At 70.9% G+C, this 23,895-nt stretch carries 23 protein-coding genes; 9 read left to right on the forward strand and 14 right to left on the reverse strand.

Annotated elements, in window-relative coordinates; translation table 11 throughout:
- Positions 1-21: 21 nt before the first annotated feature.
- The 3 genes from AOK17_RS40195 to AOK17_RS40205 form a co-directional block, all read right to left on the reverse strand.
- Positions 22-864 carry a carbohydrate ABC transporter permease gene (locus tag AOK17_RS40195; protein ID WP_055617579.1) on the reverse strand — a complete coding sequence of 281 codons (843 nt, stop codon included), beginning with the start codon at positions 862-864 and terminating at the stop codon, positions 22-24.
- Positions 861-1,850, reverse strand: coding sequence for a carbohydrate ABC transporter permease (locus AOK17_RS40200; RefSeq protein ID WP_055617580.1), 990 nt, complete (start codon positions 1,848-1,850; stop codon positions 861-863). Before AOK17_RS40200 ends, AOK17_RS40195 begins: the two co-directional genes overlap by 4 nt.
- Before the next feature lie 77 nt (positions 1,851-1,927).
- Positions 1,928-3,196 carry an extracellular solute-binding protein gene (locus AOK17_RS40205; protein WP_055617581.1) on the reverse strand — a complete coding sequence of 423 codons (1,269 nt, stop codon included), beginning with the start codon at positions 3,194-3,196 and terminating at the stop codon, positions 1,928-1,930.
- A 261-nt stretch (positions 3,197-3,457) separates the two neighbouring features.
- Here AOK17_RS40205 and AOK17_RS40210 point away from each other — a divergent pair, with 261 nt between their 5' ends.
- Positions 3,458-4,297, forward strand: coding sequence for a GntR family transcriptional regulator (locus tag AOK17_RS40210; protein ID WP_055617582.1), 840 nt, complete (start codon positions 3,458-3,460; stop codon positions 4,295-4,297).
- A 25-nt stretch (positions 4,298-4,322) separates the two neighbouring features.
- Here AOK17_RS40210 and AOK17_RS40215 read toward each other — a convergent pair whose 3' ends face one another.
- A complete protein-coding gene (locus AOK17_RS40215; RefSeq protein ID WP_055617583.1) occupies positions 4,323-5,960 on the reverse strand; it encodes an MFS transporter in 1,638 nt (545 codons plus the stop codon).
- A 156-nt stretch (positions 5,961-6,116) separates the two neighbouring features.
- On the opposite strand from AOK17_RS40215, the gene AOK17_RS40220 reads away from it, so the two are divergent.
- The gene (locus AOK17_RS40220; RefSeq protein WP_055617584.1) at positions 6,117-6,746 is read left to right on the forward strand and encodes a helix-turn-helix domain-containing protein; all 630 of its coding nucleotides are present in this window, start codon (positions 6,117-6,119) and stop codon (positions 6,744-6,746) included.
- Positions 6,747-6,844: 98 nt separating this feature from the next.
- Positions 6,845-7,705 (forward strand): class I SAM-dependent methyltransferase, encoded by an 861-nt coding sequence (locus AOK17_RS40225; RefSeq protein WP_055617585.1) that lies wholly within the window; start codon positions 6,845-6,847, stop codon positions 7,703-7,705.
- A 29-nt stretch (positions 7,706-7,734) separates the two neighbouring features.
- Here the strand turns inward: AOK17_RS40225 and AOK17_RS40230 are convergent, their stop codons facing one another.
- Positions 7,735-8,514 (reverse strand): peptidyl-tRNA hydrolase, encoded by a 780-nt coding sequence (locus AOK17_RS40230; protein ID WP_055617586.1) that lies wholly within the window; start codon positions 8,512-8,514, stop codon positions 7,735-7,737.
- Positions 8,515-8,662: 148 nt separating this feature from the next.
- On the opposite strand from AOK17_RS40230, the gene AOK17_RS51780 reads away from it, so the two are divergent.
- Together AOK17_RS51780 and AOK17_RS51785 are read left to right on the forward strand one after the other, a co-directional pair.
- On the forward strand, positions 8,663-9,625 hold the full coding sequence (locus AOK17_RS51780; RefSeq protein WP_055617587.1) for an ABC transporter ATP-binding protein: 963 nt from the start codon (positions 8,663-8,665) through the stop codon (positions 9,623-9,625).
- Entirely contained in the window at positions 9,622-10,290 is a 669-nt protein-coding gene (locus tag AOK17_RS51785; protein WP_055617588.1) for a hypothetical protein, read from the forward strand. The genes AOK17_RS51780 and AOK17_RS51785 overlap by 4 nt, the downstream gene beginning before the upstream one ends.
- A 23-nt stretch (positions 10,291-10,313) precedes the next feature.
- Here AOK17_RS51785 and AOK17_RS49335 read toward each other — a convergent pair whose 3' ends face one another.
- The 8 genes from AOK17_RS49335 to zapE form a co-directional block, all read right to left on the reverse strand.
- Entirely contained in the window at positions 10,314-10,565 is a 252-nt protein-coding gene (locus tag AOK17_RS49335; protein WP_079053556.1) for a hypothetical protein, read from the reverse strand.
- A 24-nt stretch (positions 10,566-10,589) separates the two neighbouring features.
- Positions 10,590-11,450, reverse strand: coding sequence for an aldo/keto reductase (locus AOK17_RS40250; RefSeq protein ID WP_055617590.1), 861 nt, complete (start codon positions 11,448-11,450; stop codon positions 10,590-10,592).
- A 200-nt stretch (positions 11,451-11,650) separates the two neighbouring features.
- Entirely contained in the window at positions 11,651-13,033 is a 1,383-nt protein-coding gene (locus tag AOK17_RS40255; protein ID WP_055617591.1) for a PhoX family protein, read from the reverse strand.
- Positions 13,034-13,128: 95 nt separating this feature from the next.
- Positions 13,129-13,944 (reverse strand): slipin family protein, encoded by an 816-nt coding sequence (locus tag AOK17_RS40260; protein WP_055617592.1) that lies wholly within the window; start codon positions 13,942-13,944, stop codon positions 13,129-13,131.
- 139 nt (positions 13,945-14,083) lie between these two features.
- The gene (locus AOK17_RS40265; RefSeq protein ID WP_245697673.1) at positions 14,084-15,535 is read right to left on the reverse strand and encodes a SulP family inorganic anion transporter; all 1,452 of its coding nucleotides are present in this window, start codon (positions 15,533-15,535) and stop codon (positions 14,084-14,086) included.
- A 50-nt stretch (positions 15,536-15,585) separates the two neighbouring features.
- Positions 15,586-16,176 (reverse strand): carbonic anhydrase, encoded by a 591-nt coding sequence (locus AOK17_RS40270; RefSeq protein WP_055617593.1) that lies wholly within the window; start codon positions 16,174-16,176, stop codon positions 15,586-15,588.
- A 156-nt stretch (positions 16,177-16,332) separates the two neighbouring features.
- A complete protein-coding gene (locus AOK17_RS40275; RefSeq protein ID WP_055617594.1) occupies positions 16,333-16,707 on the reverse strand; it encodes a hypothetical protein in 375 nt (124 codons plus the stop codon).
- A 190-nt stretch (positions 16,708-16,897) separates the two neighbouring features.
- Complete coding sequence (gene zapE, locus AOK17_RS40280; RefSeq protein ID WP_055617595.1) at positions 16,898-18,007, reverse strand: cell division protein ZapE; 1,110 nt, start codon at positions 18,005-18,007, stop codon at positions 16,898-16,900.
- Positions 18,008-18,222: 215 nt separating this feature from the next.
- Between zapE and AOK17_RS40285 the strand changes: the two genes are divergently transcribed.
- The 4 genes from AOK17_RS40285 to msrB all read left to right on the forward strand — a co-directional run bounded on the left by AOK17_RS40285 (position 18,223) and on the right by msrB (position 21,695).
- A complete protein-coding gene (locus AOK17_RS40285) occupies positions 18,223-19,041 on the forward strand; it encodes a pyrimidine reductase family protein (RefSeq protein ID WP_055617596.1) in 819 nt (272 codons plus the stop codon).
- A gap of 134 nt (positions 19,042-19,175) precedes the next feature.
- Positions 19,176-19,649 carry an indole-3-glycerol phosphate synthase gene (locus AOK17_RS40290; RefSeq protein WP_107102631.1) on the forward strand — a complete coding sequence of 158 codons (474 nt, stop codon included), beginning with the start codon at positions 19,176-19,178 and terminating at the stop codon, positions 19,647-19,649.
- 221 nt (positions 19,650-19,870) lie between these two features.
- Positions 19,871-21,259 (forward strand): UDP-N-acetylmuramate--L-alanine ligase, encoded by a 1,389-nt coding sequence (murC, locus tag AOK17_RS40295; protein WP_055617597.1) that lies wholly within the window; start codon positions 19,871-19,873, stop codon positions 21,257-21,259.
- 28 nt (positions 21,260-21,287) lie between these two features.
- The gene (gene msrB / locus AOK17_RS40300; protein WP_055617598.1) at positions 21,288-21,695 is read left to right on the forward strand and encodes a peptide-methionine (R)-S-oxide reductase MsrB; all 408 of its coding nucleotides are present in this window, start codon (positions 21,288-21,290) and stop codon (positions 21,693-21,695) included.
- 75 nt (positions 21,696-21,770) lie between these two features.
- On the opposite strand, the gene AOK17_RS40305 is transcribed toward msrB, so the two are convergent.
- Positions 21,771-23,895: hypothetical protein (locus tag AOK17_RS40305; RefSeq protein WP_157881494.1), on the reverse strand; the 2,125-nt coding region annotated here is incomplete at its 5' end.

Consider the following 23,895-nt stretch of genomic DNA (forward strand, 5'->3'; position numbering starts at 1 on the left):
GTGCTGGGGGAGCGTGCGGGGTCAGCCCTTGACCGCGCCGGCGGCGAAGCCCGAGGTGACATGGCGCTGGAGCACCAGGAACACCACGAGTGCCGGGGCGGCGAAGAGGGTCGAGGCGGCCATGGTGGCGCCCCAGTCGGTGCCGAACACGTTCTGGAACGAGGACAGCCACACGGGCAGAGTGCGGTTGTCCTGCTGCTTGATGATCAGGAAGTTGGCGTACGTGAACTCGTTCCAGGCGGTGATGTAGCCGAACAGCGAGGTGGCCATCAGGCCCGGGGCGAGGAGCGGGAACGCGATGTGCCGGAAGGCGCCGAGCCGGGTGCAGCCGTCGACCTGGGCCGACTCCTCCAGCTCCGGGGGGATCGTGTCGATGAAGCCGCGCAGGACGATCAGGGTGAAGGGCAGCGTCATCATGAAGTAGACCAGGGTCAGGGTCGGCAGCCGGTCGAGCATGTCGGTGTCCCGGGAGATGATGTAGACCGGGATGATCAGCGACTCCCAGGGCGCCATCTGGGCGATGAAGACCATGAGCACGAACTGCCGGCGCCCTCTCCACCTCATCCGGGCGACCGCGTAGGCGGCCCCGAGCGCGATGACCAGGGCGAGCAGGACCGCACTCAGTGTGACGAGGATGCTGTTGCGCCAGAAGAGGCCGAAGCCGTCGGCGCCGACGGCCGTGCGGAAGTGGTCGAGTGTCCAACTCTCCGGCAGGATCCGGGGGTTGTCGGACTGGATGTCGCGGGTCGGGGTGAACGCGGTGGCGACCATCCAGTAGACCGGGAACAGGCACACTACGACCGTGACCACGGCGGCGGCGTTCAGGGGCAGTCGGCGGACGCGGAGCCGGGTGGTGGTGCTCATGAGAGCTCGTCCTCCTGGCGGAACATCTGGCGGAAGTAGAGGACGAGGACGCCCGACATCAGCACGACGGTGACCATGGAGGCCGCCGAGCCGAGGTCGTAGCGCTGGCTCGACAGGGCGGTCTGCACCGCGTACACGGGCAGGATCGTGGTCGCGTCGCCCGGTCCGCCGTTGGTCATCACCCAGATCTGGACGAACGCCTTGAAGGTCCAGATCACTTCGAGTGAGAGCACGAGCATGAAGATCGGCCGGACGATCGGGAAGGTGATGGAGCGGAAGATCCGCGGCCCCGACGCCCCGTCGAGCCGCGCCGACTCGTACAGCTCGGTGGGGACGGTGGTGAGGGCCGAGTAGAGGGTGATCGCCGCGAACGGCACGGACTGCCACACGATGAGGGCGACCAGGATGGCGAACGCGGCCGGTCCGTGCGCGAACCAGGGATAGCGGTCGAAGGACTCGAACCCCAGGTCCGTCAGGACCGCGTTGACGATGCCGAACTCCGAGTGGAACAGCCACTGGAAGACGGTGGTCGCCGCGATGACGGGCATCGCCCAGGTCAGCACCAGCGCGCTGAGGACCGCGATCCGGCCGAACCGGCCCAGCCGCTCGATCATCAGCGCCACCAGCGTGGAGAGCACCATGATCAGTACGACGTTGACCGCCATGAAGAGGAACGTGCGGCGCACGACCTCCCAGAAGCGGCTGTCCCCGAGGAGCGTCTCGTAGTTCTTGAGTCCGACGAAACGCGCGTCGCCCAGGATGAGTTGGCGCAGTCCGAAGTCCTGCAGCGAGATCACGACAGCACGGATCAGGGGATAGACGAGCAGGTAGAGCGTGCCGAGTACGGCGGGGGCGATCAGGACGTACGGCCAGATCCCGCGGCCTCCGTCCTTCGACGGGCCGCGCCCTCCTGGGCCGGTGGTGCGCCGGGGTCGGTGGGTGCTCGGTGGGGGGTGGGGCGCGGTCTGCTCTCGGACGGCCGACACGGCACTCCTCCTCCGGTGCGTTGGCGGTTCCGGTGCGTGGGCGGTTGCGGTGTTCGGGCGGTTCCGGCGTTCGGCGGTCAGGAGCCGGAGTTCATCGCCGTGGTGATGGCCTCGGACGCGGTGGGGGCTTCCTGCTCGGGGTCGCCTCCGGTGAGAACGGCCGTCATGTAGTCCTTGATCGGGTTCTTGGCCTCGACGGCGGCCCAGCCCGGTGTGTTGGGTGTGGCATGGCCTTCGGCGGCGCCGACCGCCATGGCCGAGGCGCCCGGGTCGGACGCGACCGCGTCGGCCAGGGTGGTCTTGTTCGGGACGTAGCTCATGGCGACGGCGAGCTTCTTCTGCCAGGCGTCGCCGGTGAGTTCCTTGATGAACGTGTACGCCGCGTCCTGCTTGGCGGAGGCCGTCGGGATGACGAGATCGGAGCCACCGGTGAAGACGGCACCCGGTGTCCCGGCGGTCTTCCCCGGGATCGGGAAGAAGCCGAGCTTGCCCTTCAGTTCGGGGTTGTTCTCGACGATGACGTTGGCGCCGCCGGGAGTCGAGATGACCTGGGCGACCTTCCCTTTGGCCATGACGTCCGCCTGCGGAGGGCTGTCCTCGTCGGAGTCCTTGGGGCCCTTGCCGAGTGCCTGGAGCTTCTCGTAGAACTCCATGCCGCGGATCGCCTCGGGGGTGTCGAGGCCGCCCTGCCACTTGCCGCCCGACTCGGTGGCGAGGTCGCCGCCCTCGTCCCAGACGAAGCCCGCGAGGGCGTACCACATCTGACCGGGCAGATAGATGCCCTGCGTGTCACCGGAGTTGAGCTTCTTGGTGGCGGCGATCCACTGGTCGCGCGTCTTGATCGCGGCCGGTTCGACACCCGCCTCCTTGAAGAGGTCGGTGCGGTAGATGACGACGCGGTTGGCGGCGTAGTACGGGATGCCGTACTGCTTGCCCTCGAAGGCGCCCGGCTCGGCGAGGCCCTTGAGCCAGTCCTTGCCGCCGAGTTCGTCGACCTTGTCGCTGAGGTCGAGCAGGCCACCGCTCTGCGCGAACTGGGCGACCTGGGTGTTGCCGGTCTCGATCACGTCCGGAGCGTCACTGCTGGCGAGGGCCGCGGTGACCTTCTCACCGACCCCGTCCCACTCCTGGATCTGCACCTTGACCTTGATGTCCGGGTGAGCGGCCTCGAAGCCCTTGACGAAGTCCTTCTGGAACTCGGCCGAGACGCTGTCGCGCATCAGCCAGACGTCGATGGTGGTGCTCCCGCCGGAACTGCCGTCGGAGTCGTCGGAGGAACTGCTGCAGGCACTCAGCCCGGCGGTCATCACAAGCACGGACACACCGGCAAACAAGCGGAGCTTCACGGTTCACCTCTGGAGGACATGACCCAACCACCTGACCAGTGAAGCCCACTGGACAGCTCACCTCTTGATGCGGGGATGAAACTGGCATAGACCAATGAGTGGCGTCAACCCCCTGTGTCCACTGGGTTATTGACGACTTGGCCGGTCGGGAGCTGGGCGATCACCGTTCGGCAGCGGTTACACTTCGCCCCACCAGGAGGGCAGTTGCGCGCGACCACTGGTCAACTGGTAAAGCGGCTGGCGCGCATGAGGGGGCACGGCATGAAGGAAGACGCACCAGGCGCGGTGCTCAAGCGGGAGCGGGTCCGCGACTTCATCCTCGAACTCGTCGAGTCGCAGCGCCCGGGTGACGCGATCCCCTCCGAGCGAGCCCTCTGTGCCCAGCTGGGCGTGTCCCGCCCGACCCTGCGCGCGGCGGTCGACGAACTCGTCGCCGCGGGACTCCTGGTGCGGGAACACGGCCGCGGCATGTTCGTGGCGCCCGAGAAGATCACCCAGGAGCTCGTCTCCGGCCAGCAGACCATGACGGCGCCCCAGGCCTCCGGGGCCTGGTCGAGCCGCCTCCTGGAGTTCACCACCTTCGCGGCCGGCGCCCGCGTGGGCCGCAAACTGCGTATCTCACCGGCCGCCGAGATCGTGTACGTGGCACGGCTGCGCCTGGTCGACGGCGCCCCGATGGCCATCGAGCATCTGCACATCAGGGCCGATCTGGTCCCCACCCTCTCCGCCGAGGAACTGGAGACCGGCGACCTGTACGAGCACCTGCGCGAACAGCACGGCGTGTACGTCCAGGAGGCCGTGCAGGCGATCGAGCCGACCGTCGTCACCCGGGCCGAGGCCGAACTGCTCGACGTGCCCGAGCTGTCCCCGGCGCTCCTCTTCGAGCGGCTCACCTCGGACACCACGGGGCAGCCCGTCGAGTACGTCCACTCGATCTACCGCGGCGACCGCTACCGCATCGTCTCCCGGCTCACCCTCGACCCCTCCGCCACGACGCAGCCGGCCCGGCTCGGACACCACCCCGGCATCCCGCCGGGCGACTTCGCGCACCGCGACACCATCGCGTCCTCCACGCGGGGGGACATCCAGTCGGCACCGTGAGCGGGCTTCTCGTGGTGGTCGGGGGTTACGGAGCGATCGCGTCGACCGCCGGTTCCGGCCGGTTCGCCGGTGTGCCCGTGGGCTGCTGCGGACCTCGGACGAGGACGTAGACGAACAATGCGGCCATGACGGCGACCCCTGCCCACATGGCGTTCTGCCAGCCGTCGACGAACGACTCCCGGGCGGCACGGACCAGGTCCTGCGCCTGGGGGCCGGCCTGGTGCGCGGCGTCGAGGGCGTTGGCGACACCTTCGCGCGCGGTGTCGGCCGGGCCCTCGGGAACGCCGGCGAGCCGGGCGTCGATGGCGTTGCGGTACCCGGCCGACAGGAGCGCTCCGAGCAGGGCGACGCCGAGCGCGGTGCCGAACTCCCGGGTGACGTCGTTGAGCGCGGACGCGACGCCCTGGCGTTCCCGCGGGAGGGCGCTGGTGATGGCCTCGGTGGAGGGCGTCATCGACAGGCCCATGCCGATGCCCATGGCGAGCATCCCGGGAAGGACGGACAGATAGCCGCCGTCGACGGAGACGACGGCGGCCATGAGCGCCAGACCGGCACCGGCCAGGAGGATGCCGGTGGCCATCGTCGCTCGGGGACCGACACGAGCGGCCAGGTGCGGGGCGAGCCCGGAGGCCAGCATCATCATGACGGCCATGGGCATCAGCGCCAGGGTGGACAGCAGCCCCGACCAGCCGAGAACGGCCTGGAAGAACGGGAAGAGGACCACGAAGATGCCCGCCTGGACCCCGAAGACCACCAACAGCGTGATCGAGCCCCCGGCCAGACCGCGCTCACGGAACAGGCGCACGTCCAGAAGCGCTGCATCCCGACGGCGCAGTTCCCAGGTTACGAAGCCGATGGCGGCGATGACGCCGACGACCAGGCCGGCCAGGGTCGCGGGGGCGGTCCAGCCCCGCTCGGGGCCTTCCTGGAGGACGAAGATGAGCCCGACCACCGCGACGACGGACGTCAGCGCGCCGACGGTGTCGAAGGCGTGCCCGGACCTCTCGCGGGAGTTGGGGACGGACCGCAGCGTCATGGCGAGGGCGACCACGACGAGCGCGATGGGCAGGACGAACAGCCACCGCCAGCTCACCGCGTCGACCAGGGCGGCCGAGAGGAACATGCCCAGGACGCCACCACCGCCGGCCACACCGGTCCACACCCCGATCGCCCGTCCCCGCTCCTCCTTGGGGAAGGTCGACGTGATGACGGCGAGCGTGATCGGCATGATCATCGCCGCGCCCACTCCGCTCAGCAGCCGGGCGGCGAGCATGACCTCGGTCGACGGGGCCAGCCCCGCCACCGCACTGGCGACGCCGAACACGGTCAGACCGGTGAGCAGCATGGGCTTGCGGCCGAAGCGGTCGCCGATCGCGCCCAGCGGCAGCAGGAGTGCGGCCAGGCTCAGCGTGTAGACGTTGATGATCCACAGGACCGTGCTCTGCGAGGCGTCGAAGGCGACGGCGAGGTCGGGCTGGGCGACGTTGAGCCCGGACACCGAGGCGATGACGGCCATCAGCGCGACGCAGACGGCGATCAGGATCGTGCGGCGTTGACGTGCGTCGGGTGCGTCGGGTGTGTCCGGTGCGTTTGGCACGCTCTCGCCGGGGGCGTCGGCGCCGCTCGGGTCGGGGCTCGCTTCGGGAGCCTGGTTCGTACTCATGGATTCCTCGGGATTCCTCTCAGGAGGGCATGCGGACATCGGCGCCGGAGCGCCAAGGGTGATGGGTGACAGGGGTGGGCCCAGTCCTTGCGGACCGCGGGGCCGGACAAGAACGACGCTAAGCGCTTCTTGCTGCGCGGGCATACGATGTTGCCTATGACGCAAGACAATGGCGAGCTGGACAGCCTGGTACGCAAACGCATCCGTGCCCTCCGCGTGGCCCAGGGCTGGTCCCTGGAGGAGCTGGCCACCCGCGCCCAGGTCAGCCAGTCCACGCTCAGCCGCATCGAGACCGGTCAGCGCCGGCTGGCCCTGGACCAGCTCGTCACCCTGGCCCGTGCCCTGGACACCTCTCTCGACCAGCTGGTCGAGACCGCCACGGACGACGTCATCTCCAACCCGATGATCGACGCGTCCCACGGGCTGATGCGCTGGCCCATCAAGGCGGAGCCCGGCATGACCGTCGTACGCCAGCGCATGACCGACCCGCCGCCCGACAACCCCGCGCGGATGCGCGCCCACCCGGGCCGCGAATGGCTCGTGGTCCTCTCCGGCACCGCGATCCTGCTCCTGGGCAACCGGCGCCTGCGGATCGAGACCAACCAGGCGGCGGAGTTCACCACGATGCTTCCGCACGCCATCGGTGCCGAGGGCGGACCGTGCGAGATCCTCGGCATCTTCGACCGTGACGCCCGTCGCGGCCACCAGCGCGGCGACGATGCGGGGAAGGCGAACCGCTCGTCTCCGTCGTCATCGCCGTCGCAGTCGCCGTCCGCGTCGCCGTGACTGTGGCTGTTTGCGTGTCCCGCAGTTCAGCCGGTCATCGTCTTGCGCATTCCGGAAACGACCAGGTCAGACGCGAACGGCCCGCCTAGCTTGGGCGCATGAACCACGCCTCCCCGCACACAGCGCGCCAAGTTCACGAGCACGAGCATGAGCACGACTCAGGCGACCACTCGGAGATCCTCGACCTGGACGCGGACGTACTCGCCGAACACATCGCGTCGATCACCGCCTGGCTGCCCGTCGGGTCCGGCCCCCGCCGCATCGTGGATCTGGGCTGCGGGACCGGAGCCGGCAGCCTCGCTCTGCTCGATCGCTTCCCCGGGGCGGAGGTGACGGCGGTCGACGTCTCAGCCGCCCATCTGCACCGCCTCCAGGAGAAGGCGGCCGGAGCGGCCGGCCGTCTGCGCATAGTGCGGGCCGACCTCGACGCGACGGCGTGGCCCGACCTCGGCGCGCCGGAACTGGTCTGGGCATCGGCCTCCATGCACCACATGTCCGACCCCGACCGCGCCCTGCGCCAGGTCCACGACCTGCTGGCACCGGGCGGGCTGTTCGCCGTCGTCGAGCTGGCAGGCTTCCCCCGGTTCCTGCCCGCAGGCGCCCCGGACGAGGCTCCCGGCCTTGAGGAACGCTGCCATTCCGCACTCGACCGACACCACGCCGAGCAGGTACCCCACCGAGGCGCGGACTGGGGAACCAAGCTGACGGAAGCAGGCTTCACGGTCGAGGGCGAACGCACCATCGCGGTCGACATCGGCCCGCCCCACACCGACGCGGTGGGCCGCTACGCGCTCAGCAGTCTGCGCCGCCTGCGCGGCAGCGCCGCACCGGCCCTGACGGCCGAGGACCTGGCCGCTCTCGACCGACTCCTCGACACCGACAGCCCGTACAGCGTCCTGCGCCGCACCGATCTCAACGTGCGTACCGAGCGCACGGTGTGGGCAGCGCGCCGAACCTGACCCTTACTGTCCCTGGGGACGCGAGCGTTCTAGTCGGCGGCCGACCGACGCACGTGGTCGGTCAGCGCGCCGACACGCTCGTACCCCTCGACGGCGACCGTCGTCCCCGGCGCGATCTCCGTGAACCCCGCGTCGCGCACCAACGGCAGTCCGCTCGTGGTGAGTTCGGTCCACCGGGCGGGGGCGGCCGTGCGGACCGTGAGGGGGAAGCCCGCCTCGCGCCAGGCCGTGCGGTCCTCGTCCGACAGCTCCCACCAGGCCAGTTGGGCGCCGTGGCCCGCCTGGGCCATCGACTTGCCGGCCGACATCTCCAGGTCCGGGCTCATCCAGAGCACGGGCGCTGCCGGGTCGGCGTCCCCCGGCGGCTCCGGGTCGTCCAGGTCCGTGCCGGAGACCTGGAGACGTGCCAGGTCCTTGGGCCAGCCGTCGAGCGGGACCGGCGGGAAGACCCGGACCTCGGCCGACTTTCCGGTGACGGTGATGCCGGGCAGCGCCTCGGCCCGCCGCCACTCGGCGCCGCGCGCCCGCCGGACGACCTTGCGGATCCGGGCGTCCTGCCAGTCCCGCATCGCCTGCGCCCACTCCCCGTCACCCAGCGACCGCTCGTCGCTGAGCATCACCAGGACGGCACGGGCCGCCGTCTCCAGCGCGTCCGTACGCCCCGGCGGTTCGTTCCGCTCGATACGGACGACCAGGGGCAGCACGTACTGCGGCGCCTCGTCGCGGGCGGTCCGCTCGTGCCGGAAGGGGCTGTCCTGCGGGGTGCCCCCTGCGTCGGCCCCGGAGGTGGTCGTCTGGTCGCTGCTCACGCCCTCCAGTCTGCCAGGCGGAAGATCGGTTCCTCGGAACGGTGCCTCGGAGGGATCCCCTGACCGGTTCCCCCGACCGATTCCTCTGACCGGTTCCTCTGGCCGGTTCCTCTGCGCTCACGCGAACGTCCGCGCGAGGATGGGGCGTATGAATCGCGAGTTGCTGCTGGAGGGCGTCGGACGCCGGTACGGTCTCGGCGGCGCCCCATGGGTGCTGCGCGGCGTCGACCTCACGCTCGCCCCGGGCACCCTGACGCGGATCGAGGGCGCCAACGGCACCGGCAAGTCGACCCTGTTGCGCCTGCTCGCCGGGATCGACGCCCCCACCGAGGGCCGTATCACGGGCCGCCCCCGCACCGCGTACGTCCCCGAACGCTTCCCGGCCGCCCTCCCGTTCACCGCGGCCGGCTATCTGATCCACCTCGGCAGCGTCCACGGCCTGTCCCGTGGGGAGGCCGCCCGGGCCGCCGTCGAGTGGCTGGAACGCCTGGGCGCCGCCGAGTACGCCCGTACGCCGATGTCGGAGCTCTCCAAGGGCAGCAGCCAGAAGGTCGCGGTCGCCCAGGCACTGCTCGCCGAACCGGAACTCCTCGTCCTCGACGAGGCCTGGACCGGCCTCGACACGGCCGCCCGTACGGAACTGGAGCGGGCGGTGCTGGAGCGCAGGGCCGCGGGCGGCACGGTGGTGTTCGTCGACCACGACCCGCGACGGCTGGCCGGCGCACCGGACGTGACGTATGTGGTCGCGGGCGGCAACGTCCGTACGGTCACGGGGAGTTCGGTGCCGAGGGAGGAGGCGTACGTGGTGGTCGAGGTGCAGGGGGCGCCGGGCGCCGAGCCGCCCGTGGAGGTGACGCGGCTGGCCGTCTCCGTCGAGGAGCCCGGACCCGGCCGCCCCGGCCCTGGCCCCGGAAGCCTCCGCCTCACGGTCCCCGCGACGCATTCGGACACCCTGCTCAGGACCCTGCTGACGGCCCACCCGCCGTGGCACGTGGTGAGCGTGGGGGAGGGGCCACCCGCGACCCGCGTACCGCCAAGAGCCCCTGCCGCAGCGGCTGTTGACGCCGATGCCGATGCCGGTGCAGATGTCGACGCCGAGGTCCGCTCATGATCGCGCTCCTCCGCTATCAGGCCGCGCTCCTGGCCCGCTCTCAGCGCTGGCTGCCGCCGGTCATCCTGTACGCGGCCGTTCTGGGGATCGGCGTCCAGACGGGCCAGCCGGTGCTGGACTCACTCGGCTACGCGGCTGCCGCGGTGCTCCCCGTCGCGGCCTGGCTCGTACGCATCTGCGCCACCAACGAGCCGCCCGCCGCCCGGAGTTGTGTAGGTGCGGCTGCCGGGCCCGCGCGGGCGCATCTGGCCTGTCTGCTCGTCGCGTTCGGGACGGCGGCGCTGCTCGGGGTGGTGGCTACGGTCGTCGTGACCGTGGTCAGCGATCCGGCGAGCACCGACCATCGGACGCCCGTACCCGTCGTACCGGCGGGCGGCGCCGGGCTGCTCGCCGCGCTCGCCTGCGCCCTGCTCGGCACGGCCGTCGGAGCGCTCACGACCCGGCCGCTGCTGCGGTCGACCGGCCGGGCGGTCCCGGCGATGCTGCTCGCGGCGGTGCTGGCGCTGGTGGTGACCGGGTCACCGGCCCGGGTGGCGGTCAGCGACCTGGTGACGGGGTCGCAGGCAGGGGTCGTACCGGCGCCGGTGTTGCCGCTGTTCCTCGCCGGGGCGGTGGCTGCGGCGGCCGTGGCGGTGGCTTGCGCGCTCACCACCCGCCGGGGCTGATCACCCGGCCTGGTCGATCGGCCTCACCCGGAGCAGGCTGTGCGCTGTGCCTCCTGCCATTCGCAGACGGGGCACAGGGTGATGCCCCTGTACGACTCCGGGTACTCGGTGGGTTTCTGGCAGAGCACGCACTCGGCGAAGCCCTCCGGGGGGAGGCCGGTGGGTGAGGTGCTGGTCGGTGGGGGCTGGGTGCGCCCCGCGGCGGAGCCGCACGACGTCACAGCCCCGCGCCCCTTGGGAGGCGCGGGGTGCTCCGGGCCGTAATGGTTACTCATGGCTTCAGCGTAGGTCGGGCCCCGTCACGCCGCATCGAGGCGTGCCTGCTCCTCCGCGGACAGCTTCAGTTCCGCCGCCGCGACCGAGTCGCGGATCGTTTCCGGGCGGGAGGAACCCGGGATCGGGATCACCACCGGTGCCTTCGCGAGCATCCAGGCCAGGCAGGCCTGCTGGGGGCTCACGCCGTGGGTCCGGGCCACGTCGGCGAACGCGGCGTACCGCGAACCCAGCGCGCCGGCGTTCGAGATGCCGCCCAGCGGGCTCCACGGCAGGAACGCGATGCCCAGTTCCGCGCAGAGCTCCAACTCCGGCTCGCTGGAACGGAAGGCGGGCGAGAACTGGTTCTGCACGCTCACCAGCCGGCCGCCGAGGATCTCGTTGGCCAGCCGGATCCGGTCGGGACTGGCGTTGGAGATGCCCGCGAATCGGATCTTGCCCGCGTCCAGCAGATCCCGGATCGCGCCGACCGACTCCTCGTAGGGGACGCGCGGGTCCGGCCGGTGGAACTGGTAGAGCCCGATGGCCTCGACGCCGAGCCGCTCCAGCGACGCGTCGCACGCCTTCTTCAGGTACTCCGGCGAGCCGTTCAGCGTCCACGAGCCGTCGCCCGGACGCAGATGACCGCCCTTCGTCGCGATCAGCACGTCCGAGGTGTCGCCGCCGTACTCGGCGACCGCGCGGGCGATCAGCGACTCGTTGTGACCGACCTCGTGGGCGTCCCGGTGGTAGGCGTCCGCAGTGTCGATCAGCGTCACGCCGGCCTCCAGCGCGGCGTGGACGGTCGCGACCGAACGCTGCTCGTCGGGGCGCCCCTCGATGGACATCGGCATACCGCCCAGACCGATAGCTCCGACCTGGACGTCACCGACGGTGCGTGTCTGCATGGAGGTTCCTCCTGGGGATTCATTCGGTACGCCCCAGCCTCCACCGTCACCTTTCAGTCGTCCAACAAGAGAATCCGATCGCTTTGAGCGGTGCCGGTGATGAATCCGGAGCCGGACCCGCCGGGGTGGGACCCGATATCCGCGTCCCACCCCACCGCGCCCTTCCCGTCGGCCGAGGCTCCTGCCCGGCCGGTGCGGAGCTACCTCCGCCAGGGGCCCGTCACCGCGAACGTCGTCCCGGGGGTGTAGCAGTTCACGTACATCGTTCTGCCGTCGGGCGAGAACGTGACGCCCGCGAACTCACCCCACTCCGGCTCCTCCGGCGTACCGATGTTCTGCCGGTTGCGGGCCATCGCGTACACCTCGCCGCGCCGCGTCACCCCGTACACGTGCTGTACGCCACCGCCGTCCTCGCACACCATCAGGCCGCCGCTGGGGGCGAGGCAGATGTTGTCGGGGGACTCGCCGGGCAGCTGCACGTCGGTGTCGGGGCCGAAGACGATCACCAGGGTGAGCCGGCGGGCGTCGGGGTCGTACCGCCAGATCTGGCCGAAGTGGTCGGCGGCCGAACCGTCGCTGCTGTGCGCGAAGGACGAGACGAAGTAGACGGACTTCCCGCCCCAGTAGCAGCCCTCCAGCTTCTGGGCGTGGGTGATGCCCTTGGGGCCGAAGTCCTGGAAGCGGATGGCGGTTTGGGCGGCGAGCGGGTCCGGGACGTCCACCCACTCGACGCGGTCGAAGCTCGCGCCCGTCTCCTGGATCGAGGAGAGGTCCGGTACGCCGGGCACGCGCATCGCCTGGAGCCGGCCACCCGCGCGCAGCGAACCACGGCCGCCCTCGGGCTTGTTGGGCAGGAAGCGGTAGAAGAGACCGAAGGGCCTCTCGAAGGCGTCCTCGGTCTCGTAGACGATGCCGCGCTTCGGGTCGACGGCGATCGCCTCGTGCTGGAAGCGGCCCATCGCGGTGAGGGGTACCGCGCCCGTGCGGTGCGGTTGCGCCGGGTCGACCTCGAAGATGAAGCCGTGGTCCTTGGTGTAGCCGTTCGTGCCGGCCTTGTCCTCGGTCTCCTCGCAGGTGAGCCAGGTGCCCCAAGGGGTGGGCCCGCCCGCGCAGTTGACCGCCGTACCGGCGATCGCGACCCGCTCGTCGAGTACGTTTCCGCGCGCGTCGACCGTCAGCGACGTACAGCCGCCCTTGCCCATCGGGTCGTAGGTGAGACCCTCGATGGTCGGGACCGGGATGCGGCCGGTGTTGCGGTTCTCGTGGTTGCGGACCAGGTGGACGACCCGGCCGTGTCTGTCGCCGGAGCCGGACCGCCCGGCGAACGCGGCCATGCCGTCGTGGTTGCTCGGCACCCGGCCCTCACCGGAGCGCAGTTGGTCGCCCTCGCGGGAGAGCACCCGGTAGCGGAAACCTTTGGGCAGATCCAGCAGGCCGTCCGGGTCGGGGACCAGGGGGCCGTATCCGGTGTGGCCCAGCGCGGTGGCCGTGCCGGTGAAGAGCTCCGACATGGCTCCCGTGAACGCGATGCCCACTCCCAGGGCACCGGAGCGGGCGAGCACCTCGCGTCGTGTTGCGGACATGGGGCAACCTTCCTGTTGGCGGACAGGAGAATGTGACCCGCCTGTGTGTATCACGCAGCACCGGGCACGTGAACCACGCGCGTAGCGTGGCGTTCTCACGCAGCGTCAGATGACCCGGATGGCGGGGGAGTTGGGACCTGCAGTTCGTTCGGCTGTTGTGCCCGCTCCAGGAACCGCAGCAGCTCCACCGGGAAGGGCAGTACGAGCGTCGAGTTCTTCTCGGCGGCGACCGCCACCACGGTCTGCAGCAGCCGGAGTTGGAGCGCGGCGGGCTGCTCGGACATCACCCCGGCGGCCTCCGCCAGCTTCTTCGAGGCCTGGAGTTCCGCGTCGGCGTTGATGATCCGCGCCCGGCGCTCACGGTCGGCCTCGGCCTGCCGGGCCATCGACCGTTTCATCGTCTCCGGCAACGACACGTCCTTGATCTCGACGCGGTCGATGGACACGCCCCAGTCCACGGCCGGGCTGTCGATCATCAGCTCCAGGCCCTGGTTGAGCTTCTCGCGGTTCGACAGGAGGTCGTCGAGGTCGCTCTTGCCGATGATCGAGCGCAGTGACGTCTGCGCCATCTGCGAGACCGCGAACCGGTAGTCCTCGACCCGGATGATCGCGTTTGACGCGTCGACCACCTTGAAGTAGACGACCGCGTCCACGCGCACCGTGACGTTGTCCCGGGTGATGCCCTCCTGCGCGGGCACGGGCATCGTCACGATCTGCATGTTCACCTTGTGCAGCCGGTCGACCCCGGGGACCACCATCGTGAACCCCGGAGTGCGGGGCACTCCGCGCAGGCGTCCGAGCCGGAGGACCACTCCGCGTTCGTACTGCTTGACGATCCGTGCCGCCGCCGCGACGTACACGGCCCCGACGGACGCGACCGTCACCGCCGCGACCAGGAGTTCCTCGACCATGACGACCCCTGCCCTCCGCACCTTGTGCCGATCGAGTCGCCGCTTATGTGGCTAATTCAACGATACGCCCCGGTCATGGCAACGGAACGGCCCGGGGCTCTGTCGAGCCCCGGGCCGTTCCTGCCTGCTCACGAGGGGTCTACGGCGTCGTGACCTTCACCGGCTCCGTGCCCGTCGCGCTGTGCCGCTCGGCCCAGTTCTCCAGGGCCGTCCGGCACGCGTGGTCCAGGTGGTGCAGCCCCGACAGGTCCAGCTCGACCGGCCGGTCCTGGGGCAGCGCCTCCAGGTTGTCGAGGATCTTCGGCAGCCGCAGGAAGGTCGCGTTGCCCGACAGGTACGCCTGCACGGGGCCCGCTCCCTTGTCGATGACCTCCAGCTTGAGGTGCGAGGCCTCCCAGGCCGTCTTGGCGACCGCGAGGGCGAGCCCGATCAGGACACCCTCGAACATGCTGATCGCGACGATCGACACGGCCGTGACGATCAGGATCAGCGCCTCGCCCCGGTGCTCGCGCCACAGCGACACGATCCCGCGCAGCGGAATCAGCTTCCAGCCCGCGTGCACCAGGATGCCCGCGAGGGCCGGCAGCGGAATGTAGGCGAGCACGGCAGGCAGCAGCGCCGCGAACAGCAGCAGCCACACGCCGTGCATGACCCGGGACGCCTTCGTCCGCGCGCCCGCCTGCACGTTCGCCGCGCTGCGCACGATCACCGCGGTCATCGGCAGCGCGCCGAGCAGCCCGCAGACCGTGTTGCCCGCGCCCTGCGCCATCAGTTCCTTGTCGTACTCGGTACGCGGTCCGTCGTGCAGCCGGTCCACGGCGGCGGCGCTGAACAGCGACTCCGCCGAGGCGATCAGCACGAACGCCACCACCGTGCCGAGCACGCCGAGACTCGCCAGTTCGCCGACGGTCTCGAAGCCCGGCAGCTGGATCGAGTCGAGCAGGCCCTTCACCTCGACGGTCGCCACGGGCAGGCTGAACGCCAGCGTCACGAGCGTGGCCAGCGCGACCGCGGCGAGCGCCCCCGGCACCGTACGGACCTTCTTCGGCAGGTGCTTCCACAGCACCAGCACGGCGATGGTGCCGGCCCCGAGGCCGAACGAGGCCAGTGCCTCGGTGGACCCGGCGGAGTCGGCGATCAGTCCCGGCAGTCCGGCCAGCTTGCCCAGACCCGAGGCGGGTGCCTGTGCGCCCGCCACCGAGTAGAGCTGCCCGGCGATCAGGACGAGCCCGATACCGGCCAGCATGCCCTCGACGACGGCCACCGAGATGGCCCGGAAGTAGCGCCCCAACTTCAGGGCGCCCATGGCGACTTGGATCAGACCCGTGGCCAGCACGATGACTCCGAGCACGGGGAGTCCGTACTCCTGCACCGCCTCGAAGACCAGCACGGTCAGACCGGCGGCCGGGCCCGACACCTGGAGGCTGCTGCCGGGCAGCAGACCGGTGACCAGGCCGCCCACGATGCCGGTGACCAGGCCGAGTTCGGCGGGCACGCCCGACGCCACCGCCACGCCCACGCACAACGGCAGGGCGACGAGGAAGACGACGAGCGAGGCGGCGAAGTCCTGCCGCAGATGAGGGAACTTCATTCGGTTGCTTGTACTCGTTCGGTTGCTTGTGGGGGTGCCCATCGCGTTGCTCACAGCTCCTCGAAGGCGTCGGCGTGCACGTCGTGCGCCAGGACGGAGCCGGTGTGCACCTCGTAGAACCAGCCGTGCAGGCGGAGTTGACCACTCGTCAGACGCCGTGCCACGCACGGGTAGGAGCGCAGTCGCAGCAGCTGGGTGAGTATGTGGCTCTGTACGGCCTCGGTGACGGTCGGGTCCTCGACGGCGCCTTCGGGTCGGGGAGTGGAGTGCGCGAGCCAGTCGCGCACGGCGGGTACGGCGGTCAGGTCGTCGCCGCGCACCAGCGCGCCGACGGCACCGCAGTGGGAGTGGCCGCAGACGACGATGTCCGCGATCCCGAGCACCTCCACCGCGTACTCGATGGTGGCCGCCTCGCTGGTGGGCTGCGAGGAGGTGTGCGGGGGGACGATGTTGCCCGCCGTGCGCAGTTCGAAGAGCTCACCGGGCCGGGCTCCGGTGATCAGGGCCGGGACGACCCGGGAGTCGGAGCAGGTGATGAACAGGACCTGCGGGGACTGGCCTTCGGCGAGACGGGCGAACTCCTCCGGGCGGTCCTCGGACTGCTTGCGGAAGGAGCGTGCGTGATCGATGAGGGGCTGCATGTGTCAGTTCCTCCTGGCGCGCCACAGGGCGCGTCGGTGTACAAAACGGAGCGCATGCGGGTACGGCGACATGACCCCACGTCGACGCGCTCGGCGGACGTGGCGTGGTGAGGGTGGGTCAGGTCGGAGTCGCTTCGTGCCCGGTGGGGGGTCGGGTCAGCAGCGGAACACTTGAAGTGCCGCCGCGGAATGGGCTGTCGACGATCTCGTCGTACGGTGGTGCGCCGCCGGAGCGGCGAGGTGCGACGGGTCGTCGTGGTGGGTCGCGGGGTCCTTGCAGAGCAGTGGACGCGCGGGTGACTGGGGGACGTGGTCCGCGACGCGGATCCGGTCACGGGTCCGCAGGGGACCCGTCGGGCTGCCCGGGTGCAGGGCCTCGCCACAGGTGACGAACTCGGCCTTGCTCTTGGGGCCCGTGACAGGTGTCGCGTGCGCGGAAGCGAACGCCGAAGCAGGCGCTGAGAGTTGCAGGGCGAGCAGGACGGCGGCGAGAACGGTGAACAGGGTCCGAGCCGTCGTACCTCGTAACATGCGCCTCCTCTCGGCCGGCTTCAGGTCAAGTGCTCTCACGTCAACATGAACGTTAACGGGTGAAGTTGTTTGCAGGGTTAACTTAACGTTTCACCCTGAAGAGAGCCTGAAGTGGGCTGAAGAGCATCGCAAGCAGGCCGGAAACCGGCTGATGAGCGGCGGTTCGGGCGGTGGTTCGGACGGCCCTTCGCTAGGCCTTTCGCGTCCCGACGAGGTCCTTCGCGTCCCGTGCCAGTGCGGTGAGCCGGGAGATGGCGCGGAAGTACTTCTTGCGGTAGCCGCCGTTCAGCATCTCCTCGCTGAACAGCCGGTCGAAGGGCATCCCGGAGGCGAGTACCGGCACCTCGCGGTCGTACAGGCGGTCGGCGAGGACGACGAGCCGCAGCGCGGTCGACTGGTCCGGGACCGGCTGGACGTCCGTGAGGCAGACCGCCGTGATCCCGTCGGTCAGCGCGCCGTACCGGCTGGGGTGGACCCGGGCCAGGTGGTCGAGCAGATGCGGGAAGTCGTCGAGCGAGGCGCCCGGAGTCGCGTACGCGGCCTTCGTGACCTGCTCGTCGGAGTAGGGGGCCGGGGCCTCGGGCAGCCCGCGGTGGCGGTAGTCCTCGCCGTCGATGCGCAGCGACCTGAAGTGCGCCGACAGGCCCTGGATCTCGCGCAGGAAGTCGACCGAGGCGAACCGGCCCTCGCCGAGCTTGCCCGGCAGGGTGTTGGAGGTCGCGGCGAGCGCCACGCCCGCCTCGACCAGCCGGGCGAGCAGACTGGACACGAGGACGGTGTCGCCGGGGTCGTCGAGCTCGAACTCGTCGATGCAGAGCAGCCGGTGGCCGCTCAGCGTCCGCACGGTCTGCTGGAAGCCGAGGGCGCCGACCAGGTTCGTCAGCTCCACGAACGTGCCGAAGGCCTTCAGGGAGGGCTCGGCGGGGGTCGCGTGCCAGAGGGAGGCGAGCAGGTGCGTCTTGCCGACGCCGTAACCACCGTCGAGGTAGACACCGCGGGGGCCGGCCGGGGCCTTCGCCGCCTTCTTCCCGAAACCGAGAAAACCGCGCTTGCCGGAGCCGGCGGCCTGCGCCCCGCCGAGCCCCGCCGCGAAGGCGTCCAGCACATGGACGGCCTCGGTCTGGCTGGGCTGGTTCGGGTCCGGAATGTACGTATCGAAACGGACCGAGTCGAACCGCGGCGGCGGCACCATCTCGGCGACCAGCCGGTCCGCGGGAACGCGCGGCTCACGGGCGCAGAGGGACGACGGGGCAGCGTCGGCTATGGAACCGAGACCGGAGGCAGAGGGGGAGGTCGACACGGTTCCCCACTCTAGGGCCTGTCGTCAAAGGTGGCGTCGTCCGCCCGAAGGGCGGGCCTCGCGGCGTCTGGTGCGTGCGATCGCAAGGCGCCGGAGTGTCCTCGTAGCGGAGCTACTAGGGCATTTCGGCAACGCCGCGAGCGTGCGTGCCAGACACCGCGAGGCATACGCCACCTTTGACGACAGGCCCTGAGGGCCGTGCCAGACTGCACGGCATGCGACGCCTGTTCCCTGTGACCGACGAGACAGCAGCCCGGGACTCGGGCGGGGGCCCCGGTACGGCCGGTGCGGACGGGGCCGACCGGGAGTGGGGGCTGGAGGAGCTGGCGGCGGCGTACGCCTATCCGTCCGGCTCGGGACCCGCCGGGCCGGAGCCGTGGCTGCGGGCCAACATGGTGTCCACGCTCGACGGGGCCGCCCAGCACGACGGGCGTTCGCAGCCCATTTCCAGCGCCGCCGACATGCGGATCTTCGGTACGTTGCGGGCGCTCGCGGACGCCGTGGTGGTCGGTGCGGAAACGGTACGCCAGGAGGGTTACCGCCCGGCACGCGCGCGGGAGGACTTCGCCGCGCTCCGGGAGGCGGCGGGGCAGGGCCCGGCCCCGGCGATCGCGGTGGTCAGCGCGAGCCTGGACCTGGACTTCTCGCTGCCGCTCTTCACCTCGCCGCTGGTCCCCACGCTCGTGCTCACGGGCGCGGCGGCGGCCACCGACCGGATCGCCGCCGCCGAGAAGGCCGGCGTGCAGGTCGTGATCGCCGGGGACGGCATGGGCGTGGACCCCGCCAGGGCCGTACGCGCCCTCGCCGACCGGGGTCTGTACCGGCTCCTGACCGAGGGCGGGCCCCGGCTGCTCGGCCAGCTGGTCGCGGCCGGGGTACTCGACGAGCTCTGTCTGACGGTGTCCCCGATGCTCACCGCGGGCGACGCCCAACGCATCGCCGGCGGCCCTCCGGTGGCCGTGCCGAGGCGGTTCGAGCTGACGTCTCTGCTGGAGGAGGCCGGGTTCCTGTTCAGCCGTTACCGTCGGACCTGACCAAATAGACGGAATCACCCGTTCCGTTTGACTTTCCCTGGGCACACCAAATCTCGCAGTACCCGTGCGGTTACGGGGCAGGATGGTTTCCGCAGGGGCCTACGGACGGCCCACGGATGAGAAGGGCGCCTGTCGTGTTCACAAGCGTACTGATGATCGAGAAGGCCCTGACGTCCGCGGACGTGGAGTTCGTCACCAGCTTGCACGGTGACGAGGACGTCGCCTTCCATGTGCTGCTCCAGCCCCGCGGCGACCAGGCCGACCGGCTGCTGCGGGCCATCGACGACGTGGCGCTCGGCGAGCTGGACGAAGCGGCCCGCGAGAACGAGACGCCCGAGGGCGAGGAGGCCGTCGGCCAGGGGCAGAAGGCCCTGGAGGTGTCGCTGGTGGCCCTGCGGGCGGCGGGGAGCACGGCGGAGGGGCGGCTGATCGAGGATCATCCGCTGGACGCGCTGAAGGGGCTCGTGGACGAGATCGACGCGGACGAGGTCATTGTGCTGACCGATCCCCACTACGTGGAGGAGTTCTTCCACCGGGACTGGGCCTCGCGGGCTCGGCACAAGGTGGGGGTGCCGGTGCTGAAGCTGTTCTCGCACAGCAAGACGTGACGGTTCGCTGCCGCTGCCGCTGCCGCTGCCGCTGCCGCTGTGGCTCGGCCGTGGGCGCCGTGGTGGATCTCGGGTTCGCCGGGTGCGGCGGGCATGTGGCTGGTCGCGCCCACGCGGAGCCGCACAATGTCACAGCCCCGCGCCCCTGAGAGGGCGCGGGGTGCCGCAGCTAATAGGCTGGGCGCGCTCACCGTCCCACCCGAGTCCTGGGAGTAACACGTATGGCACCCGGTCTTCCCACCGCCATGGACCGACCGCACTTCATCGGCATCGGCGGTGCCGGGATGTCGGGGATCGCGAAGATCCTCGCGCAGCGCGGGGCGAAGGTCGCGGGCAGTGACGCGAAGGAGTCCGCGACCGCGGAGGCCCTGCGCGCGCTGGGGGCGACGGTGCACATCGGCCACGCGGCCGGACACCTCGCCGACGACGCGACCTGCGTGGTCGTGTCGTCCGCGATCCGCGCCGACAACCCGGAGCTGGCCCGCGCCGCCGAGCTGGGCATCCCGGTCGTCCACCGCTCGGACGCGCTCGCCCGCCTGATGGACGGCCTGCGGCCGATCGCGGTGGCGGGCACCCACGGCAAGACGACCACGACGTCGATGCTGGCCGTCTCCCTGTCGACCCTGGGCCTGAACCCCTCGTACGCGATCGGCGGCGACCTCGACGCCCCCGGCTCCAACGCCCTGCACGGCGAGGGCGAGATCTTCGTCGCCGAGGCCGACGAGTCGGACCGCAGCTTCCACAAGTACGCGCCCGAGGTGGCGATCGTGCTGAACGTGGAGCTGGACCACCACGCCAACTACGCGTCGATGGACGAGATCTACGAGTCCTTCGAGACGTTCGCGGACAAGATCGTGCCGGGCGGCACCCTGGTGATCACCGCGGACCACGAGGGCGCGCGCGAACTGACCCGGCGGCTGTCGGACGACGTCAAGGTGGTGACGTACGGCGAGTCCGAGGACGCGGACGTACGGGTCCTGTCCGTGGTCGCCCAGGGCCTGAAGAGCGAGGTGACCGTCGAGCTGGACGGCTCGACGCTCACCTTCACGGTCTCGGTCCCGGGCCGCCACTACGCGCACAACGCGGTGGCGGCGCTGGCGGCGGGCGCGGCCCTCGGCATCCCGGCGGCGGAGCTGGCCCCGGCCATCGCCTCGTACACCGGTGTGAAGCGGCGGCTCCAGCTGAAGGGCGAGGCGGCGGGCGTGCAGGTCATCGACTCGTACGCGCACCACCCGACGGAGATGACCGCGGACCTGGAGGCGATGCGGTCGGCTGCCGGAGACGCGCGCATCCTGGTCGTCTTCCAGCCGCACCTGTTCTCCCGCACCCAGGAGCTGGGCAAGGAGATGGGCGAGTCCCTGGCCCTGGCGGACGCCTCGGTCGTGCTGGACATCTACCCGGCCCGCGAGGACCCGATCCCGGGCGTCACGAGCGAGCTGATCATCGAGGCGGCCCGGGCCGCGGGCGCCGACGTGACGCCGGCGAGCGACAAGGCGGACGTGCCCGCGGTGGTGGCGGGAATGGCGAAGCCCGGTGATCTCGTTCTCACCATGGGCGCGGGTGACGTGACGGACCTCGGACCCGAGATCCTGACCCGCCTGTCGAAGTAGCCGTACCTGTAGTGAGGGGTTGAGCTTCATGTCGTACGACATCGAAAAGCCGGACGAGCAGTGGCGCGCGGAGCTGAACCCGGCCGAGTACGCGGTCCTGCGCAAGGCCGGCACCGAGCCGGCGTTCACCGGTGAGTACACCGACACCAAGACGAAGGGCGTGTACTCCTGTCGCGCCTGCGGCGCCGAGCTCTTCACCTCCACCGAGAAGTTCGAGTCGCACTGCGGCTGGCCCTCCTTCTACGACCCGAAGGAGTCCGACGCGGTCGAGCTGATCGCCGACCGGTCGCACGGGATGGTGCGCACGGAGGTACGGTGCGCCCGCTGCGGCTCGCACCTCGGGCACGTGTTCGAGGGTGAGGGGTATGCCACCCCGACCGACCAGCGGTACTGCATCAACAGCGTTTCGCTGCGGCTGACGCCCGACGAGAAGTGACCTGACGGAAGCAGCCCGACGGGAAGTGAGGTGAACCGGCTCCGGGGGAGCCGGTTCTTCCGCTTTCTCCCGGCCTCATGAGGCCGCCGGGCGCACCGCGCGGAGGATCTCCCAGACCTTTTCGCGGCGCTGCTCGTCGGTGAGGGTCCCGGGATCCGAGTCCGGGGTCTGCCCAGCCGCATCGGACGTGTCGGAGTCGGTCCCGGAGCGGGCTCCGGGGCCGAGCAGCTCGACGGCGCGCTCCTCGCACTCGGCGCGGGCGGCGGCGAGCTGCTCGCTCAGGGTCCGGCGCAGTTGGCCCGCGGCGGAGCGGATCTGCTCGCGGACCTCCCACGCCCATCCGTACAGCGCGACGACCAGGTGGTAGCGGGCCTCCACATTGCCGGGGTCCAGCACGCACAGCTGGCGCAGGTCGGCGGCGAGGGCACCGGCCCGGGGGCCCTCCGGGCGGTCCCGGTGCAGGGCCATGGTCGCGGACACGACCAGCATCCGGCGGTTCTGGACCGTCTCGGCATCCGTCCACCGCGCGAAGTCCTCGGTGATGCGCCAGGCGGTGGGCACACGTTTCCCGGAGCCGATCCAACGGTTGTACGCATCGGCGAGCAGCCTGCGCAGCTGCTCGCTGTCGGAGTCGGTCTCCAGCAGCGTCCGCAGTCGTTGCACGGCCTCGGCGAACTCGCCTCGGCCGATGTCGAGACGGACGAAGGACACGGCGAGTCTCTCCCGCCCCCGCGCACTGAAGGCCTCGCGCTCGGCCCTGGACAGCACCTCCAGCACCTCGTCGTGCCGGTCGAGGCTGCCGAGCAGGCGGGCCAGCGCACGGGCGGGGCCGCTGGCTCCGGGCAGGCGTTCCACCCAGCGCTCCAGACCGGTCACGGCGGCCTCGACGACGGCACGCTCCCGGTCGTCGCCGGGGACCCCGGACTTCGCCAGGATCGCGAACGCCGATCTGGCGGACGGGTGGTAGAGGCGCTCGGGATCGTCGAGGTGGTCGGCGTACTCCTCGGGAATGGCGTCCGCGTTGCGTCCCCAGGAGCGGCAGGTGCGCCGGAACCGGTCGGGGAAGTGACGTGTGGCGGTGCCGGACGCCGTCTCCTCGGCCGCGGCGAAGATCTGCCCCAGCGCGAACCGGCCGGCGAGATCGGAGAGCTGGTTGTGCCGCTCGACGAACTCCTTGGGGTCGCCCTGGACACCCAGCTGGTGGACGCTGCGCAGCAGCACCTCGTCGGCCGGGTCCAGGGGCAGCTCGTCGATGAGACGCAGGTTCGCGATCACATCGCCCGAGTACTCGGTGAGCGGCCAGTCGACGTCCGCGCCCATGACGGCCTTGGAGATCCGCAGCTTCCACAGGATCCGCCCGCGCGTCCACTCCAGGTGCGCCCGCTCCTCGGCCTCGTCGCCGGGTCTGCGGGTACGTCCATGGGTCTCCGACGCCTCGCGGTGGGCCTCGTCGATCATGCGGCGGCACTGCTTCTCGAAGGGCCCCCGCACTCTCGCCGGGAGCGCTTGTACGGCGGTTTCGACGGCGGCCGTGCGGCGGTCCCGGGCGGCGTCGAGGTCGGCCTCCCCGACGGAGCGGCCGACGCCGAGCAGGAGGGTCGGGCCGCGCTGGGAGAGGGTGTGGTTGAGCTCTTCGAGCCGTAGGTGCGTGACGGCGATCCCGACCTTGCCGGCCGCGGCCAGCACGGGTGCCATCTGCCGCAGGTCTCCGTCCAGTTCACCGTCGGGCGCGGAGCGCGCGCAGAGCGGGGCCGTGCCGAAGGAGCCCGCCAGGACGCGGTGCACCTCGGCACGCTCGGCGGCGCCGCGGCGGATGTCTCCGTTGAGCAGGTCCCTCAGATACAGCGCTTCGAGATAGCGGCTCCACGTCTGCGCGGCCGGGCCCAGGTCACCCGAAGAGGTGTGCGCCACCGCGAGGTTGCGCAGTACGGCGGGGTGCAGGGGATCGTCGGTGAGCATGGCGCCCCAGCCCCGCCGGGCGGCCGTCGTCCGGCCCAGCCGTAGCTCGGCCTCCGCCTGCCGCCCGCCGAGATACGCGCGCAGCAGGGAGACCGCCTCCCGGTGCTTCGCCTCGGCCGGATAGACGTCCAGCGTCTGCCAGGCCTCGACGAAATTGGCGTCGAGCGCGCGCTCGGCCACGGCGAGCGCGTGGGCGACCCGCTCGCGGGGGCCGGCGTCGGCGGGGAGCGCGGGAGGCGGG

The sequence above is a fragment of the Streptomyces phaeochromogenes genome (assembly GCF_001418655.1).
GTDB classification, from domain to species: Bacteria; Actinomycetota; Actinomycetes; order Streptomycetales; family Streptomycetaceae; genus Streptomyces; species Streptomyces phaeochromogenes.

Excerpts from the sequence above, each read along its gene's own strand:
- AOK17_RS40195 (WP_055617579.1), bottom strand. The coding sequence starts at position 864 with ATGAGCACCACCACCCGGCTCCGCGTCCGCCGACTGCCCCTGAACGCC.
- AOK17_RS40210 (WP_055617582.1), top strand. The coding sequence starts at position 3,458 with ATGAAGGAAGACGCACCAGGCGCGGTGCTCAAGCGGGAGCGGGTCCGC.
- AOK17_RS40215 (WP_055617583.1), bottom strand. The coding sequence starts at position 5,960 with ATGAGTACGAACCAGGCTCCCGAAGCGAGCCCCGACCCGAGCGGCGCC.
- AOK17_RS40220 (WP_055617584.1), top strand. The coding sequence starts at position 6,117 with ATGACGCAAGACAATGGCGAGCTGGACAGCCTGGTACGCAAACGCATC.
- AOK17_RS40225 (WP_055617585.1), top strand. The coding sequence starts at position 6,845 with ATGAACCACGCCTCCCCGCACACAGCGCGCCAAGTTCACGAGCACGAG.
- AOK17_RS51780 (WP_055617587.1), top strand. The coding sequence starts at position 8,663 with ATGAATCGCGAGTTGCTGCTGGAGGGCGTCGGACGCCGGTACGGTCTC.
- AOK17_RS51785 (WP_055617588.1), top strand. The coding sequence starts at position 9,622 with ATGATCGCGCTCCTCCGCTATCAGGCCGCGCTCCTGGCCCGCTCTCAG.
- AOK17_RS49335 (WP_079053556.1), bottom strand. The coding sequence starts at position 10,565 with ATGAGTAACCATTACGGCCCGGAGCACCCCGCGCCTCCCAAGGGGCGC.
- AOK17_RS40250 (WP_055617590.1), bottom strand. The coding sequence starts at position 11,450 with ATGCAGACACGCACCGTCGGTGACGTCCAGGTCGGAGCTATCGGTCTG.
- AOK17_RS40255 (WP_055617591.1), bottom strand. The coding sequence starts at position 13,033 with ATGTCCGCAACACGACGCGAGGTGCTCGCCCGCTCCGGTGCCCTGGGA.
- AOK17_RS40260 (WP_055617592.1), bottom strand. The coding sequence starts at position 13,944 with ATGGTCGAGGAACTCCTGGTCGCGGCGGTGACGGTCGCGTCCGTCGGG.
- AOK17_RS40265 (WP_245697673.1), bottom strand. The coding sequence starts at position 15,535 with ATGAAGTTCCCTCATCTGCGGCAGGACTTCGCCGCCTCGCTCGTCGTC.
- AOK17_RS40270 (WP_055617593.1), bottom strand. The coding sequence starts at position 16,176 with ATGCAGCCCCTCATCGATCACGCACGCTCCTTCCGCAAGCAGTCCGAG.
- AOK17_RS40275 (WP_055617594.1), bottom strand. The coding sequence starts at position 16,707 with ATGTTACGAGGTACGACGGCTCGGACCCTGTTCACCGTTCTCGCCGCC.
- AOK17_RS40285 (WP_055617596.1), top strand. The coding sequence starts at position 18,223 with ATGCGACGCCTGTTCCCTGTGACCGACGAGACAGCAGCCCGGGACTCG.
- murC (WP_055617597.1), top strand. The coding sequence starts at position 19,871 with ATGGCACCCGGTCTTCCCACCGCCATGGACCGACCGCACTTCATCGGC.
- msrB (WP_055617598.1), top strand. The coding sequence starts at position 21,288 with ATGTCGTACGACATCGAAAAGCCGGACGAGCAGTGGCGCGCGGAGCTG.